The organism is Ignisphaera cupida, from assembly GCF_030186535.1.
Taxonomy (GTDB): domain Archaea; phylum Thermoproteota; class Thermoprotei_A; order Sulfolobales; family Ignisphaeraceae; genus Ignisphaera; species Ignisphaera cupida.
In genome coordinates this window covers 159,948-177,687 of the sequence record NZ_JASNVW010000003.1, presented here as the reverse complement: position 1 = coordinate 177,687, position 17,740 = coordinate 159,948, and the positions used below count along the sequence as shown (strand labels likewise).

Sequence of the window (17,740 nt, the reverse complement as noted above, 5' to 3'; positions counted from 1 at the left end):
CATACCTCAATTCAAAAGCATTTTGCAATAGGAATCTACTACTTGGTGTGTAGTGGGATGTATCTTCTGTTAGCACTTTTCACTCTAGAGATGCTGCTATAAAGCATTGCTAAATCCATTGAATCTCCCTGCACAATTATTGTGTAAACACATTTATTGTTTATGTGATAATGGCTATAGTTTAGTACAATCCTCTTATTTGCTGTTAGTATCTTCTCTATCTCAGTGTTGTCAGGATCCTCAACTATTATCATGCCACAGCAATAGTGTTTCTCTACAAAATGCCCCAAGTCTCTCACATAGTTTTTAACAGCTTCTTCAACAACATCTGATCTGTTAACATTAAGTTTTTTCGCTATTTCATCTAGTTTCAAATAAAGCGACGCTTCTACAGATACACCAAACCTCTTTTTAGGCACTTCTCCGCACCGAAACAATCTTTGCTATTATATAGATGAGTAGGATTATAAATCCTATGGCACCAGCTGGAGCAATGTTAACTCTTATTGATAGAAGCAAACCAAGAAGTGATGATGTAACAGATGATAAAACACTAATATGCATTGCTTCCCTAGCACTCGAAGCAATGTTTGCAGCAATTATTGCTGGAAGCGTTAGCAATATGTGCTCAAGCACAAATCCAACAATTTTTAGAAGTGCAACTGACGACACCCCAAGTATAATGTAAAATGCTGTGTCATACAGCCAGATATTCTTTGTTGAGAGCTTTGCATAATCAATGTCTATACCCATATATATGCTAATCATGTAGAGATAAATTGTTGCAATGACAACAACTATGGTTATAACCACTAGTTGATAAGCCTCTCTAGATGTTACGAGCAGTGGATCGCCAAGAATGTAAGACCATAGATTATATTGAACACTATACATTGTGAGAACATAGTATGTTGCAACAACACTTCCAGAAGCTGTTAAAGAAATCACAATTGATGTTGCAACATCGGGATCAGTACCAGCTCTAATAAAATAACCAACAAAGTTTATTAGGATAATGGATATTATCAAAGCCCATAGAAACTCATTCAAAACATTAGTCAACTTATAGATCAATATCCCCATAACAACAGAGAATAGCGATGCATGTGGAGCTTCTGTAGCAAGGAAAAACAGTTTTCTAGATGCTATAACAGGACTTACAAAGCCGTAGAGAAGAGATGAGAATGTGAATACGAGAAACCATGTCAAGGGCATGTAAATAGCTGTGTAAATTGCTAAAGCAATTGCTAAAACCGTTAAAATAACCCCCATTGTTTTCATATACTCACCTACTTCTTCTAGCAATAAACACAAGAATTATCACTAGAATAGCCACTGCTAAAGCAGTTGTGGTTATCACAACAAAGTTTTTGTCACCTTCACTTTTGGTATGTGAAAAAGTTATGTTATAGCTGTTCACAATTTGCGAAACACTCTTCAAATAGTCTAAAGAGCCATTATATATCAGCGGATTGGGAAAAGCTAAAAATGGTTTTCCATAGGCATTAGCCAATTCACGTAGCTTATCACATGCTGAAGAACCTTGAGTACCAATCACCACAACATCTCTATTTGTTTTCAAAATAATTTCAATATTTTGGTAGTCCTGAGGTGTTATGGGCGTTTCCTCATCTTTTAGCAAAATGTATGAAATGTTTAGCTCTAGCCACTTAACAACATATTGAATCTTTGGAACATCTATTATAGCTAAAAACCCAGTTAATTTCCTTGTTGAGTTATCTAATTTTCTAAGCTCCGTTAATACAGAGTCCATGTTCCTTCTATAAACATCAGCACAACTCCTTCTCATATTCTTTAAAACACTCTCTAAATAGATGATAAACGATACATAGTTTTTAGGATAGAGCAACAAACCATGGTAATTTACCTTACCTGTTTGTGGATGAATCAAAAATGTTATGTTTGGTATCCTAGGTATTTCAACAAGTTTTGCCTTCACCTCACCACTTTTAACAAGATTCTCAATCTGCATTTCAAATGCTGTATGAGCTGTTGATACAATCAAATCAGCTTTTCTAAGCACATCAACATCTGATGGTGTAAGCTGATATTCGTGAGGATCTATACCGGGTTTTACAAGAGATATCACAGTATCTCCTTGGCAAACAAGCATTTTAATATCGTTGTAGAGAAATGGAAATGTAACCACTATAGTAAGTCCATTGCTATTCTCAGCTACGGTATGAGGAGCAATAGCTATTGCTGTAACAATAATTAGCAAAGTTACTGAAACCAGACTTTGATTTTTCATAGTCTTTCACACAATTTCTATTGTGCACAAACATATATAAGCTTTTTTAATTCTGTGCACATAGGGATAGAAATGCTACAGGTAGTGAATCTGTCAATAGGTTTTGACAAGCCCTTAATTGAAGATATTAACATTGTTGTTAACAAGCCTATGCTGATACAGGTTATGGGGCCCAATGGAGCTGGAAAAACAACTTTTTTGAAAACCTTGGCAGGTCTTTTAAAGCCTATTAAAGGCAGTGTTTACATCAATGGTGTTGATGTTACTGGAGATGCTGAAAAAGCTGGTAGGTTTGTGACTTTATCACCTCAAATGGTCTTGTTTAAACAAAGTGAGGTGTTTCCAATAAGTGTATGGGAATTTGTTGAATTTGGTACTGAGCTTTGCCATAAGAAAAAAGGTGTTGTTGTAAGCAAAGATGAGCTGAGAAACATTGTTAAAAGTGCTTTGAGTTCTGTTGGCATAGGTGGTGAGCTGTGGGGGAAGAGCCTGTGGAAATTGTCCGGAGGGCAGAGACAGAGAGTATTCATAGCGAGAGCAATAGCATGTGATATGCCAATTGTTTTATTGGATGAGCCACTATCATCTATAGACCCAGAGGGAAGGGTGGAAATAGCAAATGTTATTGGCTCTCTAAGTAAAACAAAAATAGTTTTTGCAACATGTCATGATCCAGAAATGTTGCTGAAGTACACAAGTTTTGTTATGCTTCTTGGAAAAGGCAAATACGTTATGGAAAAACCAGAAAATGTTTTAAGAGGTGATGTTCTCAGGAAATTCTACGGGGATGCAGTAATAGAGTTTGTAGATCACATACATGTGTGTGACTACCACATTTAGTGCTTCAAATCTGGATCATTCAAATGTTTTTGCAAAGCAATTTGGCTTTTTGTGCATAACTAATTGATCGATAGATCAACTCCCTGTAGTTTCCCAAGTAATTTTCATACTTCATTAACTCTCTAATCTCCTCAGTTGTTAAATAACTTAGTACTCTACCATCCTTCACCAAAATGGTGTAGAAATCCTCCTCACCAACTCTAGATGCTAACTCAGATAAGAGTTTGTGTGCCTCATGCCTAGCCATACCCTTTTCAACAAGTTTAACCATTAAGGCTTCTGCCATTATAGCGCCTTTTGTTAACAAAAGATTTTTCCTCATAGCTTCTTCATCTATGTGTATAGTGTTTAGAAGCTTCTCCATATCAACTAGCATCTGGTCTAAAACCATGAATATGTGTGGTATCAAAACTCTTTCACTACTACTATTAGTTAAGTCTCTTTCATGCATAAGAGGAATATTCTCTAGCGCTGCTATTGTTAATGACCTAGCAATTTTTGCTAATCCAGATATCCTCTCAGCTGTTACAGGATTTCTCTTCTGAGGCATTGTGCTACTACCAACTCTTTTAACAGCCTCATAAACTTCTCCAATTTCTGTTCTGGAAAGCTCTCTAACTTCAAGAGCAAATCTATCAAGCTGGCTTGCAAGAATAGCAAGATTTGAAACAAGTTCTGCAAAACCATCTCTTGGAGCAACTTGTGTTGATATTGTGTGTGGTTCTAGGCCAAGCTCTTTAGAAGCTGTGGATTCAACAATAAGCCCTTTCCCCATCCACGCAGCCATGGTGCCAACAGCACCAGAAATCTTGCTTCTAACAACCCTCTTCTCACATTCACAAATCCTCTCAAGGCTTCTTGAAAATTCATAGACATAGTTAGCAAATTTAAATCCAAGTGTTATAGGAACTGCGTGCTGCCCATGTGTTCTCCCAGCCATTACAGCATCCTCATATTTTTTGCTAAACTCTACGAGCTTTTCAACAACTCTCCAAAGCCTTGTTTTTATAATTGCCAGTGCATCTCTTATTATCAAAGCCCATGCAGTATCAACAATATCATAACTTGTTGCACCAAGGTGCACAAACCTTCCACACTCACCACATTTCTCACCAAGAATGTAAGCCAGAGATGCTATGTCGTGACCAAGAACAGTTTCCCTCTCATATATCTCCTCAGGTTTTATAGTCTCGGCACAAACCCTAATCTTTTCTGCACAGCCTTTTGGTGCTAGACCAGCTTCCTCCAAACCCTTCATAATAGCAACTTCAACATCTATGTATCTTTTCACAATAGATTCTAACCCAAAAAGATTTCTCATTTCGTTGGATCCATATCTCCAGTCAAAAACACATGTAATGACCATGTCTAATCTCCTACGTAACAATATCCTCTAAACACTTGTTCTCTACACAATTTCTAATCTCCATAGCTATTCTCCTCCCCATGCTGATCGGCTTTCCGAAATAGAGCTTGCTATACTGCCCCCCAATACCCATGTGAACATTTGTTCCACCACCAATCCTAAAAGCAACATCAAATACAACAACATCCATATCAGATGTGACAAAGAGTTGAAGAGTAAATGGGCCTATAACACCGGGAGGCTCTATCTTCCTAGTAGCTTCAACAAACCTATCCCCAACATCAAACAGCTTTTCAAGCATACTTTCTCTTATCGTTGCCATTTCATGACCAATTTCAATCATCTCAACATCTACATATTCAGCAAGATCCAGTTGAATATTTGCAGGTATTCTCAAAAAGCCATCGAGATTTGTCTGAATCCTTCTATCAATAGATATTATCTCAACATCTCTTCTAAAAACACTTGCAAAGTAGTTAACATTGAAGTGCGCACCAATAACAAGCTCTTCTATTGACGCCTTTGGCAAATCATCTTCTCTTACAACACCATCTCCAACAAGTTTTCTAAATTTTCTCCAAAAATCATCTCTATCAACAGCTACGAAAAACCCTCTCTCAACTCTTTTTCTAGCATGAGGCATTTTAACCATAACTGGTCTATCAATTTCATCAGGACTTGAAAATGTTTTTGGTCTTCTAATACCAGCTTCATCAAGTATTCTATAATATGTTTTCTCTCCCACCCTCTCCTCATATCTAAGAAGATATCTGTTTCCAAATATTGGAACATTGAAAAACTTCTCAATATTATCGTAACCAACATAAACAGAAAAGCTTCTATTGGGAATAAACACTGCGTTGTGTTTTCTAAGAAAATCTATGTTCTCAGGCTTAACAACATCTGCAAACCTCTCCAAAATAACTGGTGTGTCAACAACTCTTCGAAATCTTAGATAGGGTTTCTCCCTACCCCTTTGGCAAATAGCTATTGTTTCAAAACCCTCATCCTTAGCACCATCAAAAACATCGAGAGCAGAGTGGCTAGCTATTGTTGCTATGCTCAACTTGTTTATGTCATATCCTTTTAGAAGCTCAGATGAATTGAATTTTATACCCATTTTCAGTACCCAAGTAAAAAGTGTGTGGTTTTTGATCAAATTATATGTTTTATGCTTAGAATACTTATGTACAAAAATATGCTTTAAATGTGGCTTTTAATAATGTTCTCTACATACTCTAAAATAGCATTCTCATTAAAAATACTCAACAGCTTTACATGCAAAGGAATATCTATTTTAGCACCTGCAGCAGCTCTATGACCACCACCACCAAGTGCAACAGCAATACTTCTAACATCAAAACCTCTACTTCTCAAACTTATTTTGCCACTTCTATCAACTATTGCAACAATATCAGCATTTGAAATGCTCATTACTCTTGAAGCTAAGATGCTGTTCTCAACTCTTTGATTCTTCAAAGCAATACCTACTCTAACGCCATTAGTTTCAAAAACTCTTATCCTCATATCCTTGCTTAACTCTTTAATTTCCTCCTCAATACGCTCAACAACTTTCTTCTCAAAATCATCACACCACAAAACACCTTTGGAAATAACATTATAAACATAGAGTCTCCAATCATTAGAATCACCTCTTCTCACAAGCCTCATAAAAAATGGTGAAAGACTGTGGTCAAATCTCCATAAATCAGCACCACAAACACCAGCAACAAGCTCATCAATAAACTCTTTATCTACACTTTCCTCACCACTAACATACTTCGCAACAACACCTGTAGCACATGTTGATCTATCAACAAACAGCTTTGCACCACTTTCAACAATTCTATTGATCCACTCATCATTCCACACATGATGATCAAACCAAATAACATTGCTATTTTTGCTACTCAAAAGCTCTACAACACCAGCCACAAAGTCAACGTGATTAGCGTTTAGACCAAGATCAAAAATAGCAACAAGCTTTGGTCTCTTCCTATAGACTTTATACAAAACCTTGTGTAAATCATGTGGTTCAGCAAATATAATATTATAGCTGCTTCTAGTTAGGTAGGTGTATAGTGCAGCTGCTGCAACGCCATCAATATCGGTATGCGTTATTAAATAGCTCAACATTTTCACCAAAAACATTTAACAGTTTTTGCCAAGTCTATGGCACATCCAATACTATTTGCCCAAGAGGATTTCTATGCTTAAGCTCTTTCAAAGCCTCATTAGCATTTTTAAGTGGGTAAAGCCTAACCTCTGGTCTTATCCTATGTTTTGAGGCTATTTGAAGCACTTCAGCAACATCTCTTCTAGTAACATTTGCAACACTCTTCACCTCTCTCTCATGCCAAAGCAAACTATATGGAAGCTTCTCGACATCACTCATATATATTTCTGCGAGAACAACCCTACCACCCCTATCAACCTTCTTCAAAGCCTCTATAAATACTGATGAAACAGGGGCATAGACAATTGCAGCATCAAGTGGTTTAGGAGGTGAATCATCTGTTTTCCCAGCCCAGTCAGCACCATTCTCCAAAGCTTTTCCTATTTTCCATGCAGAGCTCGTAAAAACATAAACAGTTAAACCCAGTTTTTTAGCTATTTGCAAAACAAGATGAGCTGCTGCTCCATAGCCAAAAAGCCCCAAAACACCTTCGCCACGCTCAACAAGACCTGTTAGCTTAAGCGATCTATAGCCTATTGCACCAGCACACATAAGCGGTGCTGCAAACTCATCAGCTATGCCACTAGGTATTTTGTGAACAAAATCAGCAGATGCAACAACATATTCTGCATAACCACCATCAACACTATACCCAGTAAACAAAGCATTTTCACAAAGATTCTCTAAGCCTCTTCTACAATACTTGCAAACACCACATGATTTGTAAAGCCATGGCAAACCAACTCTATCACCCTTCGAAACACCTTCAACATTTTCACCAACATCAACAACATACCCAATAATTTGATGTCCAGGAATCACAGGTAGTTTTCTAGGAGGTAACTCCCCCTCAACAATATGCAAATCAGTTCTGCAAACACCACACTTCGAAATTTTTATCAAAACCTCTTTACCCTCTGGTTTAGGAACATCAACATCAGTATAAACAAGAGGATTTTCATCCACGGACATTGGCTTGTAAAGCACCATTGCCTTCATATTTTCAACACCAAAACCAAGCCCCTATTATTCCACATCTGCTCTCAACAAGTTCTTAATGCTTAAAACCCTTTAATTCTTGACTATTTTAAATAACTCACATTGCTTTTGTATGCTTAACCAAAAGTTGATATTCATTCTAAATAAACTAAAATGAAAATAGATCAGCTCGGAGAGTTTAAATCACCGCTCATCCCGTCTTGAACTCATCACATCAAAAATATTAAAAACATGAAATCTTTACATATTTTAAAAGGATTAATATATATATTCATTTGCCTCAATTCATTAAATTGCCTTTGTTTTGCATATCTGTGGAATAACTTTGTTAAATTATTATCAGTAAGCCATCCTAAGGTCACTTATCCCACCAGCTCACCCTTTTCATCATCACAAAAAAGATCATAAAAATTGGTGATGCTACATGGTTTAGGCTTCTGCAAGATCTGTGAAGGTAAGTGTTTTTAGAAATGCTATTCTTTTGTGTATTGGTGGATGTGTTGCAAGCACTTCTTCAAGTCCCATAAACGGTTCGGCAAATGCGTATATGAACAAAGCTTTTATTTTGTTTCCTTCAAGTCTTGTTAAAGCTCCTCTATGTGTGTTGTAGAATCTATCTAGGGATTGTAGAGCTGATATCATTGCTTGTGGAGATGTTACCTTGGCTCCATGGGCATCGGCATAGTATTCTCTTAGTCTAGACAGGGCAAGAACAATAAGCTGTATAATTATGCTTACAACAACAAGAACTATGCCAATGATTATCAGCAATGCTGCACCACCAGCATTTCTTCTTTCATTACTACCACCATCTCTGTATGCTCCAGAGACCATGCCAGCAAACATGAGGAATCTGCCAAGGTAGTATATGAATGATGGGAACATTCCAAATACAAGCATAACAGCATTGTCTCTGTGTTTGTGATGCCCAAGCTCATGACCTATAACAGCCTCCAACTCCTGCTCACTTTTAACAGTGTTTAGAAGACCTCTTGTAACAGCTACATACCTGCCCATCAATGGTGATGAATATGCAAATGCGTTTGGAACAGCAATATCAGCAATCATGGCTTTTGGAGGCTCTATACCAGCTCTGCTAGCAACTCTATCAACAATTCTTTGCAGCTCTGGATCGTGTTTACAGCCATAGGATAAGTTTATTAGAAGTGGTGAGATGAGCCATGATATAAGCGATGGGAAGATAGCAAAAGCTAGTGCAAATGATGCTATGGAAACTGTGGCTTCATAACCAATTAGATAAGCTATAGCAGTTACAACAAGAACTGTTGCAGCTATAACGCCAGTACCTGTAGCAATCATAGAGCTTTTCAAATGGTCCATGCCAGCAGGAACCCTACTTCTTATAAGTCTCTCAAATGATACTCCAGCCAATATCAGTGTTGATATTGCAACAATGTATGCTAGCAAATCAACTAAAAGCCACCCCCAATAGAATGGTGGAAGCCCGTAAAGTAGTGCTGCTCTAGGATATAGAAACGATATTATAATGCCAATAATTGACATAACAAGTAGCATAACAGCTACAACACTAATTACATACAGTACCTTGCCTCTAAGAGCCATGACTTACTCACCTTCGCATTTTCTGTTATCAGTATTTGGATAGCTAGCTTATTAAGTTTCGATATTAACACTTTAAAAAGGTGTTTATAGTGCAGCTTAAGTGTATTCAGGAATATATTAGAGAGGAGTATTTTGAGAAGGATAGTAGAAGAGGTCTTTATGCAACCTTTGCATGGCTTGTTGAAGAAGTTGGTGAATTAGCTGAAGCTCTTTTGAATGGTGATAAGAGCAGTGTTGAGGAGGAGATTGCAGATGTTATTGCATGGACTATTAGCGTAGCTAATCTTCTTGGTATTGATGTTGAAAAAGCTTTTGCCAAAAAATATGGTGGAGTGAAAAAATGTGAAGAGCTATCTTCTCTTGGCCAAAAGCCTTAAAATCCTCTTATGTGTACCAACATCACTATCTGGTTTTCTGGGCTCAACATGAACATATGTAAAGCTGGTTACATGCCTTGCTATACTATTCTTTATATCATCTATAACTTGGTCAACATCCTCCATACTCAAACCAGGGTCAAGCTCAACATCCATGAATATAGCGTATTTGTTAGGTTCTAGAGCAAATGTCTTAACAGAGTTAACATCTCTAACAGCAGGATTTGACAATGCTATTTTAACTGCTCTTGCAATTATCTCAGAAGGGGCTGATCTATAAACCAAAACATTTAGATTCTCAATAATCATTTTGATTAGATAGGAAACGAGAACAATGTTGAGAATAAGAGATGCTATGCCATCGGCAAGTGGAAACGTGTTTGTAAGAACTAAAGATGCTATTGCTATGCCCTCACCAGCAATGTCATAAATGTTCTCAGCTATTATGTAACTTATGAGAGGATTTTTATAGCCCTTTTCAGAAGCAAATGCAAAGCTATCTTTTGCAGCTAGAAAAGCAACTATGGTGTCTATACATAGTGATGTAAGCATTATGAAAACTCCAGTTGATGTGTTTTCAATTCTTGGTTGATTCATCAAAGCACGGAAACTCTCCAAAAATCCTATAACAGCTATTGAAGCAAGTGCGAGAAGAGCCACAGCAAATCCGAAAACATATAAATACATTGTTTTTCCGAATGGGTCAAAAAACTCTTCTCTCTCTAATGCAATCCTATTTCCCATATATGCCAAGCCACTGTTAACAAGGTCGCTAACACTTCTCAAAAACTCTACCAAAACAGCTGCCGAGCCTGTTAATATAGATGCCAATATTTTTAGAATAAGCACTACGACATTGGATAGAAAAGATATTTTAGGGCTTTTCAAATCAATTACAGACACCGCCAAATATTGTTGGTGTTTTGCGTGCTTATAAGCTTAAAACCAACTACTTAGGGCAACAATATAAGGGGTTTAAATGCCTCATCCACAGTCTTTAGTAGTTGATGTGCCTGCATACATAATTGCTACTGTTATTGGTATCGTGCTTTGTTTTTGGGGTCTTCAAATATCGAGGTTCATAGCCTCAATAGCATTTGCAGCTGTCCTAGGCTATCTAACATATGTTTATGTTTATAGAGCTTTTGGCAGCATAGCTTTATCAATAATAATCATGTTGCTGGCCATAGCCATTGGATTTGCACTAGGCTTTGTATTTTTCAAAGCAGCACTATCAATAGTGTTTGGATACACCCTGGCGTCTATAGTTGTGAGAAGTGTTGTTGGGAATAGAGAGTTCGTGCTTGTAGTTTTGCTTGCAATAATATTTTCAATACTGATATATATTCTAAGCAACTATGTCTTGGCGCTGTTATTTGTTGCAGCAGGTTCTGCATTAATATATAAAAGCCTTGTTGCATTGGGCTTGCCACACATAATGTCATTTATAGTTGTGATTATTGTGGCTGCAACTGGTTTATATAATCAGTTAAGGAAATGATGTTTAATCCTTTTTATCCTCCTCTTTCCCAAGACCCTGAAACTCTTTCTTTATAGACTCTTGAAGCTCCTTAATCTTCTTCGCACTTTCCAACGCCTTCTCAATAAGCTCCTTATTTGCTTCAATACCTCGCTTAACAAAATATGCAACAGCCTCACTTCTACTTCTAAAAACACCAATATCAATAAGCTTATCTATAATCTCAAGCTCGCTTCTCCCAATTCTAGCAGAAACAACTTCTGTAATCTTCTTAGAAACACTCTTCAAACCCTCCTCAATAGCTTCATCAATTTCCCTAAAAACATTATCAAGAGACTTAACAAAATCCTCAAAAGACTTTACGAAAATTCTTGGCTTTTCACCAAAACCTGGAATGGAAATGAAAATACCTGTTCCAAAGCCTCTAAACCTCTTAAACATTTCGTTAAGTCGTGTTGAAAACTCATCAAAAATGCTTTTAACAGATTCTCTAAAATCCTCTAAAACATCGCCAAGACTTTTCTCATCAATACCTCTACCAAGCTCCTCAAGATCTTCAAGAGATTTTCTAAGTCTCTTCATAATCTCTCTTGACCTTTCTCTCCAAAGCCTATATGCCTCTCTCACATCCCCCTTATTCAGAAGATTCTCAACACTATTTAGAAGATTCCTCAACTCCTCCTCAAATTCCTTCAGTATTCTCTCAAACTCTTTTCTAAATTCCTCACTCATATGTAACACCAGTTACATGTAACTAATTTTACAGAGTTATTTTGTGTATGTGGCTTTATAAAGCTTTATATATCTTTGGAAGTAGTTCTACTCTAAGGAGTTTTGTCTATGCATATAATAAGCAACAAAAGTTTGTTGCTTATTGCTGTATCTATCCTAATTCTAATCATTTTTGCAACTAGCAACGTCTTTTCCCAAGGCTCTTTATATTTGAATTGGTTTGTTTATAGCAATCCATCTCCACTAGATGAAAAACCATTTTCTGTTTGCCTGCTTGGAAACTACATATATGTTGTTGGCTATGATGCAACAAAAATAAATTCTGGTTATAGAATTGAGAAAAGGCTTAGAGATAATGGTGAGTTGGTTAAGGTTTGGCAGTATAACCCAACTGTTAGAGAAGATGTTTTGTTTGATTGTCTTGTTTTAAATAGTACAATATATGTTGTTGGTGTTGAAGGTGTTCTCATATTTCCAAGTGCTGTTGATTTTGGAACTGTGGTAATTATTTCTTTAGATCCGGATTTAAACATGTTGAAATATTTTAAAACAAATATCACAGGTTTTGCATCATCAATTACAACAGATGGGCTTTACATATATGTTGGTGGTTTCTATGTGAAGGGTGTTGATAGAGGAATGTTCATAGCGAAATTCAATCAAAGGCTAGAGCTAGTTAAATTAGTTTTCTATAATCCTTCTCCAGTTGGTGACTATATTTACCAGATAAAGTATGATAGGATAAGCGATGCGATATGGATTGTTGGTGTTGAAAGCGAGATGTATGCTCTAATTGCTTATGTTGACAGGGATCTCACCTATAAAGAGCCTGTAAGAGTTTTGAGCAAGAGCATAACTGGATATGCAATATCAATTGATTTTGATGGAAATGGAAATAAATATGTTTTGACCTATGGTCTGATGGGAGACAGATTTACAGGTTTTGTAAAGCTTGATAAAAACAATAATCTTGTTGCTACTTCAAGCAAATACTATGGAGATAGAGTTGTTTGGGCATGGGGAGTTCTCTACGTAATTCAAACAGGTCAAAAAGTTGTTGTAACAGCTTTGGATTCTAATTTGAATGAGGTATACACATACACAGTGAATGAGTCGACGTATTGCAGTCAATATCTTCTACTAGGCAATGTGGCTTTCGATGAGAACAACCTCTATTTTGCAACAGGTATTTGCCCAGCTGGTAATAGTGGATGGGGTATCTACTCAATAAAACTTGCAATACAATTAAGATATAGAACAGTAACTGAGATGAGAATATTCATAGTAACGAGAACTGTTGAAAAAACTGCTACAGTAACATCAACAGTGGTATTGCCAACAACAATAACAAAAACAGTTGAGCAGACAATTGTTCAAACTCAAACAATAGAAAAAATAAATATAGTGACACTACCACAAAACTTTACTGAAACCACAACAATTACACAAACAGTGTCTGCATCTGCATTCGTAACAATTACAAGTACTGTGACAAGAAATGTGGAAACAACAGTTTATCGCACAATTGAAAAAACTTTAACAAAAACGCCTTTACTAACAACCACAGTTACAGTTGCAACACAAAAGACAGTTACACAAACAGCGACAATAATAACAATGTTTCATGAGAATGTGAATAGCGTTAGAGAAAACATCTTATTATTAATTGTAATAACAAGTCTTGTTGCAACAGGTTTGGTAATTGTGCTGAGGAAAGCAAGATGCTAAACAATAACAAAATAAATATAAGAAGGCTTCTCAACACATTTGATACTGAAAAGCGTTTAGCTATAGATACTTGGGGTTAGAGTGGGGAAAGCTTTGTGTGGCATTATAGGAGTTGTGAAAAAAGCTTCTGGCTCCTCCATCTCTATCAATTGTGTTGAAATTCTTAGACAGGGTTTGAAGAAGCTTGAGTATAGAGGGTATGACTCAGCTGGTATTGCAGTTATTTCTCAAAACAGTATTGTTGTTATTAAAGATGTTGGTGTTGTTGATAAATTGTTCAACTCATCTGAATTGCTGTCAATAGAAGCAAGTGTTGGTATTGGCCATACGAGATGGGCAACACATGGAAAACCATCTAAAAACAATGCTCATCCACACATGGATTGCAGCAAAAGAATTGCCATTGCTCATAATGGGATCATAGAGAACTATATCGATTTAAAAAACTTTCTCTTGGCCAATGGACACACATTTTCTAGTGAAACTGATAGCGAGGTTATTGCACATCTAATTGAGCATTTCAAGAAAAGTGGGATGAAAACTTTTAATGCATTTAAAAAAGCTGTTTCAATGCTTAGAGGTTCTTACGCAATTGTTGCTATAGATGCTGATGAACCAAACAAAATATTTTTTGCTCGAAATGTTTCCCCACTTATTATTGGTGTTGGGGAAGAGGCAGACTTTGTCTCAAGTGATATAGCAGCATTCATTAGGTTTGCAAATAGGGTTATAGTGCTAAATGATGGTGAGCTTGGCTTCATATCTCCAAACACTGTGCATATAGAAACATTGAGTGGGGTTGTGGTTGATGTCTACAACAGGTTAAAGATTGTTGATTCCTTTATGCAAGATGTTGAAAAGGGTGGATATCCACATTACATGCTGAAAGAAATTATGGAGCAGCCATATGCACTTGCACAAACATTTTCATCTCTTCAAACACAAGATCTTTCAGAGGTTCTGAAGATTCTTGAAAATGCTAGGAGAATATATGTAGTAGCTGCTGGAACATCTTATCACGCATCTCTTTTAGGGGCTATAGCATTTAGAAGATTTCTTGGTGTAGATGCAGAGGCTTTGATATCATCAGAGTTTAGAGTTGTTTCAAGAGTTGTTAAATGGGGTGATGTTGTTATTGGTGTTAGCCAATCTGGGGAAACAATAGATACTTTGCTTGCCTTGAGAGAAGCTAGGGAGAGAGGAGCTAAAACAGTTGCTATTGTAAACAATCCTTTTTCAACAATTGCAAGAGAGTCAGACTATGTAGTATCTATGAGGGCAGGTCCTGAAATAGCTGTTGCAGCAACAAAAACATTCACATCACAAGTTCTCACACTTCTCTACATCATTGCTAAGTTAGCTGAGAAAAGCTCTGCAATAAATGTTGATTCAAAGGCTATGATTCATGGAATTAAAATGAGTTATGAGATTGCTGAAAAAGCTCTTAGTGTTTCACAGGGAAAAGCTATGGCAGTTGCCAACAAGCTTTTCCAAAAACACTCTGCATACTATCTTGGCAGGGTTTTTGGTGTTCCAATAGCTATGGAGGGCGCTCTAAAGCTCAAGGAGATTGCATATATACATGCAGAGGCTTATCCAGCTGGAGAATCTAAGCACGGTCCAATAGCACTTGTTGACAAGGACTATCCAGTGATATTTATCTACATAGGATTTCTAGATGAGCTTATTGAGGGAAACATAGAGGAGATGAAGGCTAGAGAAGCATGGATAGCTACAATAGCTCCTGAAAACATGGTTCGTGGAAGCATAGAAAAGTATAGCAACGTTGTAATTGAAATGCCTAGAGCACCATTGGAAACAAGACTAATAACATATGCCATACCACTACAGCTAATAGCATACTACACAGCAACTCTAAAGGGCTTAGACCCGGATAAGCCAAGAAACCTAGCAAAAACAGTTACAGTTATATAGATTTCAGTTCATTGCTTTTTGCAATTCAGAGATGAACTAGCTCAGCTTGCCTGAAATAAACCACTCAAAATTTTTTCTAAATATCTTCTCTATTTCTTCATCGCTTCTAGCAAGAATTGTTTTTAAAATCATTAAATCTCTATTAACAGCTGCATTTATACAATTTGCATCAACACCACAATCAGAGCCAAATATAAGCATATCGGCACCTAAATATGTTATAGCTTTAAACAGTGCATCTATTTTCCACTGCATTGGAGCACCTGACGAGATATCGATGATTAGCTGGGATCTTCCATACGGAGATGATATCCAGCCATATTTTGTTGGATATAGAAACCTGCCACCAACTGCAAGAGCTTCGTCAACCCATGGCCAGCATATATGTGCTAATGCAAATCTCAATTTTTTGAATTTCATAAGAGCTTCGTAGTGTGTTGGTCTGCAAAATCTTGAGGAATCTGGAAATCCCCAGGAGATTCCACAGTGGAAAAGTATTGGAACGTTAAGTTCCTCAATTTTTTCATACAAGGGGTAAAGCCATTCCTCATAGGGATACCAACCAGCTGGAATCATCTTAACACCTCTCAACTCCCTATCAGCAATAGCCCACTCAACCAACTTAACCAACTCGTTAACATCTTTAACCATGCGTGGATCAACAAAAGCAAATCCATAAACTCTACCACTCAACATCTTCTGAATACCAGATATGTGCACTATGGAATTTCTAAATTCTTCAACACTAATAGGAGTCCACACATCCCTTAGAAGATGTGGGTGATAAGAAAATATAGCACCTTTTTCCACATTTGCCTTATCAAATGCCTTCTCCACATCCTCAGCAGTTTCCTTTCCCCATGAATGAATATGAACATCACAAATACCTTTGCTCAAAACAATTTCACCACATCAAATTAACTAAGTCAGATGTATATAAAGTTTATTGATAAAACAGGTGGAGGGTGTTTCCATTAACACAAGCTCTATGAAATCTTAAACTTTTAATCATTGCTAAGGATCTACTAATTTACTTTCCTCTAACCTTTTATGTAGCTCTTCTATGATTTGAAATGCCTTGGCATATCCCCTCGTTTCTATAACTCTTTTCACACGTTCTATGTCGATGGAGGCATATCCATGCACTAGTATGTTGTTTCTGAATCTCACAACTCTTTTTATGAATTCAGCATCCTCAGATCTGATTACCCCTCTTCCTTTCAATTCTTCTACACATTTAATTGATGTTTCAGAGGATATGCCTCTCGCTGCTGTTTTGGGTTTTACGTCTATTCATAGCTGTTTATATAAATCCTATACAGAAATTCTTATAAACTTTTCTATCCATAGTAAATATTTTGAGAAGTCCACTGTGAACTCTATGAGCAGTTGCGAGGGGGAGGAAGGGCCTCTATGAAGCCCCCCACTCGCTCGAGGGAGACAGGCTCCCGAAGAGCGGGTGAGGAGGCTGGATAGGGGGTGATGAGGCAAGCGGAGATATCAACAAGCACAAACCGCAATGAAACCAGAACCCCTATGATTGCACATGTATGTAGAAGATAATCTATAATTGCTTGAGCATGTATCTGAAGCGTGTGCAGAACCGAGTAGAGCTCTAGGATATTATCCCAATCAACTTTCCTCTCCCTTATCTTCTCTAAGAGATCTGTGTGCACTGCTATTATCTCTAAAAGTCTCTTATGTAGCATCCCTCATAACCCGTTTAACCAATGTCTCGGTATAGCCAAGCTTCTCACGCGACAACATAAAGTCGTAACATATGTTTATGGCCTTCACAAGCTTCTCTCTACCAACAGACTTCTGATAAACTATTACACCATTGCGAAGAGCTTCCCAAAGCAAAAAGCAATTAGCATCACCAGGATCCTTAACAATATAAACATCAGCCTCCAAACCAAATCTGCTTTCAACAAACTCCATAATTCTCAAAGCAACATCATCCTCATCAACATTATCACTCACTATAGCCACAAGATCTATATCCCTAGGAGTCTCACTTCTCAAAACAGACCCATGAAGAATCAACAACTCAACACCTAACCCTATCCAATCAACACTCCTAAGAGTATCAACCACAACCAGCCACTTCCGACCCTCAGACCCCGAAACCATAATCAGCTACACACCTACTACAAAAATCTTGAGACAGCAACTATAAAGTATACAACACAATAAAGTTAAAATAAAGCTATGGCTCCAACATCTAAAACATCATAATGAAATAAATCAT

The 17,740-nt window shown here is 37.1% G+C and carries 19 protein-coding genes; 5 read left to right on the top strand and 14 right to left on the bottom strand.

The window, feature by feature from the left end; translation table 11 throughout:
* Positions 1-38: 38 nt before the first annotated feature.
* Genes QPL79_RS06180 through QPL79_RS06170 form a run of 3 tightly spaced genes read right to left on the bottom strand, consistent with a single transcriptional unit; the run spans position 39 to position 2,272 of the window.
* Positions 39-419: a CopG family ribbon-helix-helix protein gene (locus tag QPL79_RS06180; protein WP_285273930.1), complete on the bottom strand. Its 381-nt coding sequence runs from the start codon at positions 417-419 to the stop codon at positions 39-41.
* Positions 412-1,281 (bottom strand): metal ABC transporter permease, encoded by an 870-nt coding sequence (locus QPL79_RS06175; protein ID WP_285273929.1) that lies wholly within the window; start codon positions 1,279-1,281, stop codon positions 412-414. Before QPL79_RS06175 ends, QPL79_RS06180 begins: the two co-directional genes overlap by 8 nt.
* A 4-nt stretch (positions 1,282-1,285) precedes the next feature.
* The gene (locus QPL79_RS06170) at positions 1,286-2,272 is read right to left on the bottom strand and encodes a metal ABC transporter solute-binding protein, Zn/Mn family (RefSeq protein WP_285273928.1); all 987 of its coding nucleotides are present in this window, start codon (positions 2,270-2,272) and stop codon (positions 1,286-1,288) included.
* 72 nt (positions 2,273-2,344) lie between these two features.
* Here QPL79_RS06170 and QPL79_RS06165 point away from each other — a divergent pair, with 72 nt between their 5' ends.
* Positions 2,345-3,112, top strand: a complete 768-nt coding sequence (locus QPL79_RS06165) for a metal ABC transporter ATP-binding protein (RefSeq protein ID WP_285273927.1) — start codon at positions 2,345-2,347, stop codon at positions 3,110-3,112.
* 19 nt (positions 3,113-3,131) lie between these two features.
* Here QPL79_RS06165 and purB read toward each other — a convergent pair whose 3' ends face one another.
* The 5 genes from purB to QPL79_RS06140 all read right to left on the bottom strand — a co-directional run bounded on the left by purB (position 3,132) and on the right by QPL79_RS06140 (position 9,237).
* A complete protein-coding gene (gene purB / locus QPL79_RS06160; RefSeq protein ID WP_285273926.1) occupies positions 3,132-4,478 on the bottom strand; it encodes an adenylosuccinate lyase in 1,347 nt (448 codons plus the stop codon).
* Positions 4,479-4,488: 10 nt separating this feature from the next.
* The gene (locus QPL79_RS06155) at positions 4,489-5,598 is read right to left on the bottom strand and encodes a formate--phosphoribosylaminoimidazolecarboxamide ligase family protein (RefSeq protein ID WP_285273925.1); all 1,110 of its coding nucleotides are present in this window, start codon (positions 5,596-5,598) and stop codon (positions 4,489-4,491) included.
* An 83-nt stretch (positions 5,599-5,681) separates the two neighbouring features.
* Positions 5,682-6,611, bottom strand: coding sequence for a DHH family phosphoesterase (locus QPL79_RS06150; protein ID WP_438839353.1), 930 nt, complete (start codon positions 6,609-6,611; stop codon positions 5,682-5,684).
* A gap of 37 nt (positions 6,612-6,648) precedes the next feature.
* A complete protein-coding gene (locus tag QPL79_RS06145) occupies positions 6,649-7,653 on the bottom strand; it encodes a zinc-dependent alcohol dehydrogenase family protein (RefSeq protein WP_285273923.1) in 1,005 nt (334 codons plus the stop codon).
* Between the two features lie 429 nt (positions 7,654-8,082).
* Positions 8,083-9,237, bottom strand: a complete 1,155-nt coding sequence (locus QPL79_RS06140; protein WP_285273922.1) for a zinc metalloprotease HtpX — start codon at positions 9,235-9,237, stop codon at positions 8,083-8,085.
* 89 nt (positions 9,238-9,326) lie between these two features.
* Between QPL79_RS06140 and QPL79_RS06135 the strand changes: the two genes are divergently transcribed.
* The gene (locus QPL79_RS06135) at positions 9,327-9,614 is read left to right on the top strand and encodes a MazG nucleotide pyrophosphohydrolase domain-containing protein (protein WP_285273921.1); all 288 of its coding nucleotides are present in this window, start codon (positions 9,327-9,329) and stop codon (positions 9,612-9,614) included.
* Here QPL79_RS06135 and QPL79_RS06130 read toward each other — a convergent pair.
* Positions 9,588-10,517, bottom strand: a complete 930-nt coding sequence (locus QPL79_RS06130; RefSeq protein ID WP_285273920.1) for a cation diffusion facilitator family transporter — start codon at positions 10,515-10,517, stop codon at positions 9,588-9,590. The genes QPL79_RS06135 and QPL79_RS06130 overlap by 27 nt on opposite strands.
* 76 nt (positions 10,518-10,593) lie before the next feature.
* Here QPL79_RS06130 and QPL79_RS06125 point away from each other — a divergent pair, with 76 nt between their 5' ends.
* Positions 10,594-11,115: a hypothetical protein gene (locus tag QPL79_RS06125; protein ID WP_285273919.1), complete on the top strand. Its 522-nt coding sequence runs from the start codon at positions 10,594-10,596 to the stop codon at positions 11,113-11,115.
* Between the two features lie 3 nt (positions 11,116-11,118).
* On the opposite strand, the gene QPL79_RS06120 is transcribed toward QPL79_RS06125, so the two are convergent.
* On the bottom strand, positions 11,119-11,826 hold the full coding sequence (locus tag QPL79_RS06120) for an Rv1265 family protein (RefSeq protein WP_285273918.1): 708 nt from the start codon (positions 11,824-11,826) through the stop codon (positions 11,119-11,121).
* 210 nt (positions 11,827-12,036) lie between these two features.
* Here QPL79_RS06120 and QPL79_RS06115 point away from each other — a divergent pair, with 210 nt between their 5' ends.
* Positions 12,037-13,554 carry a hypothetical protein gene (locus QPL79_RS06115; protein ID WP_285273917.1) on the top strand — a complete coding sequence of 506 codons (1,518 nt, stop codon included), beginning with the start codon at positions 12,037-12,039 and terminating at the stop codon, positions 13,552-13,554.
* Positions 13,555-13,635: 81 nt separating this feature from the next.
* Positions 13,636-15,489, top strand: coding sequence for a glutamine--fructose-6-phosphate transaminase (isomerizing) (gene glmS, locus QPL79_RS06110; RefSeq protein ID WP_285273916.1), 1,854 nt, complete (start codon positions 13,636-13,638; stop codon positions 15,487-15,489).
* 36 nt (positions 15,490-15,525) lie between these two features.
* Here the strand turns inward: glmS and QPL79_RS06105 are convergent, their stop codons facing one another.
* From QPL79_RS06105 to QPL79_RS06090, 4 genes are all read right to left on the bottom strand, one after another.
* Entirely contained in the window at positions 15,526-16,386 is an 861-nt protein-coding gene (locus QPL79_RS06105) for an amidohydrolase family protein (protein WP_285273915.1), read from the bottom strand.
* A 117-nt stretch (positions 16,387-16,503) separates the two neighbouring features.
* The gene (locus QPL79_RS06100) at positions 16,504-16,749 is read right to left on the bottom strand and encodes a HepT-like ribonuclease domain-containing protein (protein WP_285274026.1); all 246 of its coding nucleotides are present in this window, start codon (positions 16,747-16,749) and stop codon (positions 16,504-16,506) included.
* Between the two features lie 119 nt (positions 16,750-16,868).
* Complete coding sequence (locus tag QPL79_RS06095; RefSeq protein WP_285273914.1) at positions 16,869-17,198, bottom strand: hypothetical protein; 330 nt, start codon at positions 17,196-17,198, stop codon at positions 16,869-16,871.
* Positions 17,188-17,622 (bottom strand): hypothetical protein, encoded by a 435-nt coding sequence (locus tag QPL79_RS06090; RefSeq protein WP_285273913.1) that lies wholly within the window; start codon positions 17,620-17,622, stop codon positions 17,188-17,190. The genes QPL79_RS06095 and QPL79_RS06090 overlap by 11 nt, the downstream gene beginning before the upstream one ends.
* Positions 17,623-17,740 lie beyond the last annotated feature (118 nt).

Coding starts and splice junctions, on each gene's coding strand:
- QPL79_RS06175 (WP_285273929.1), bottom strand. CDS start 1,281: ATGAAAACAATGGGGGTTATTTTAACGGTTTTAGCAATTGCTTTAGCA.
- QPL79_RS06170 (WP_285273928.1), bottom strand. CDS start 2,272: ATGAAAAATCAAAGTCTGGTTTCAGTAACTTTGCTAATTATTGTTACA.
- QPL79_RS06165 (WP_285273927.1), top strand. CDS start 2,345: ATGCTACAGGTAGTGAATCTGTCAATAGGTTTTGACAAGCCCTTAATT.
- purB (WP_285273926.1), bottom strand. CDS start 4,478: ATGGTCATTACATGTGTTTTTGACTGGAGATATGGATCCAACGAAATG.
- QPL79_RS06155 (WP_285273925.1), bottom strand. CDS start 5,598: ATGGGTATAAAATTCAATTCATCTGAGCTTCTAAAAGGATATGACATA.
- QPL79_RS06145 (WP_285273923.1), bottom strand. CDS start 7,653: ATGAAGGCAATGGTGCTTTACAAGCCAATGTCCGTGGATGAAAATCCT.
- QPL79_RS06140 (WP_285273922.1), bottom strand. CDS start 9,237: ATGGCTCTTAGAGGCAAGGTACTGTATGTAATTAGTGTTGTAGCTGTT.
- QPL79_RS06125 (WP_285273919.1), top strand. CDS start 10,594: ATGCCTCATCCACAGTCTTTAGTAGTTGATGTGCCTGCATACATAATT.
- QPL79_RS06120 (WP_285273918.1), bottom strand. CDS start 11,826: ATGAGTGAGGAATTTAGAAAAGAGTTTGAGAGAATACTGAAGGAATTT.
- QPL79_RS06095 (WP_285273914.1), bottom strand. CDS start 17,198: ATGCTACATAAGAGACTTTTAGAGATAATAGCAGTGCACACAGATCTC.
- QPL79_RS06090 (WP_285273913.1), bottom strand. CDS start 17,622: ATGGTTTCGGGGTCTGAGGGTCGGAAGTGGCTGGTTGTGGTTGATACT.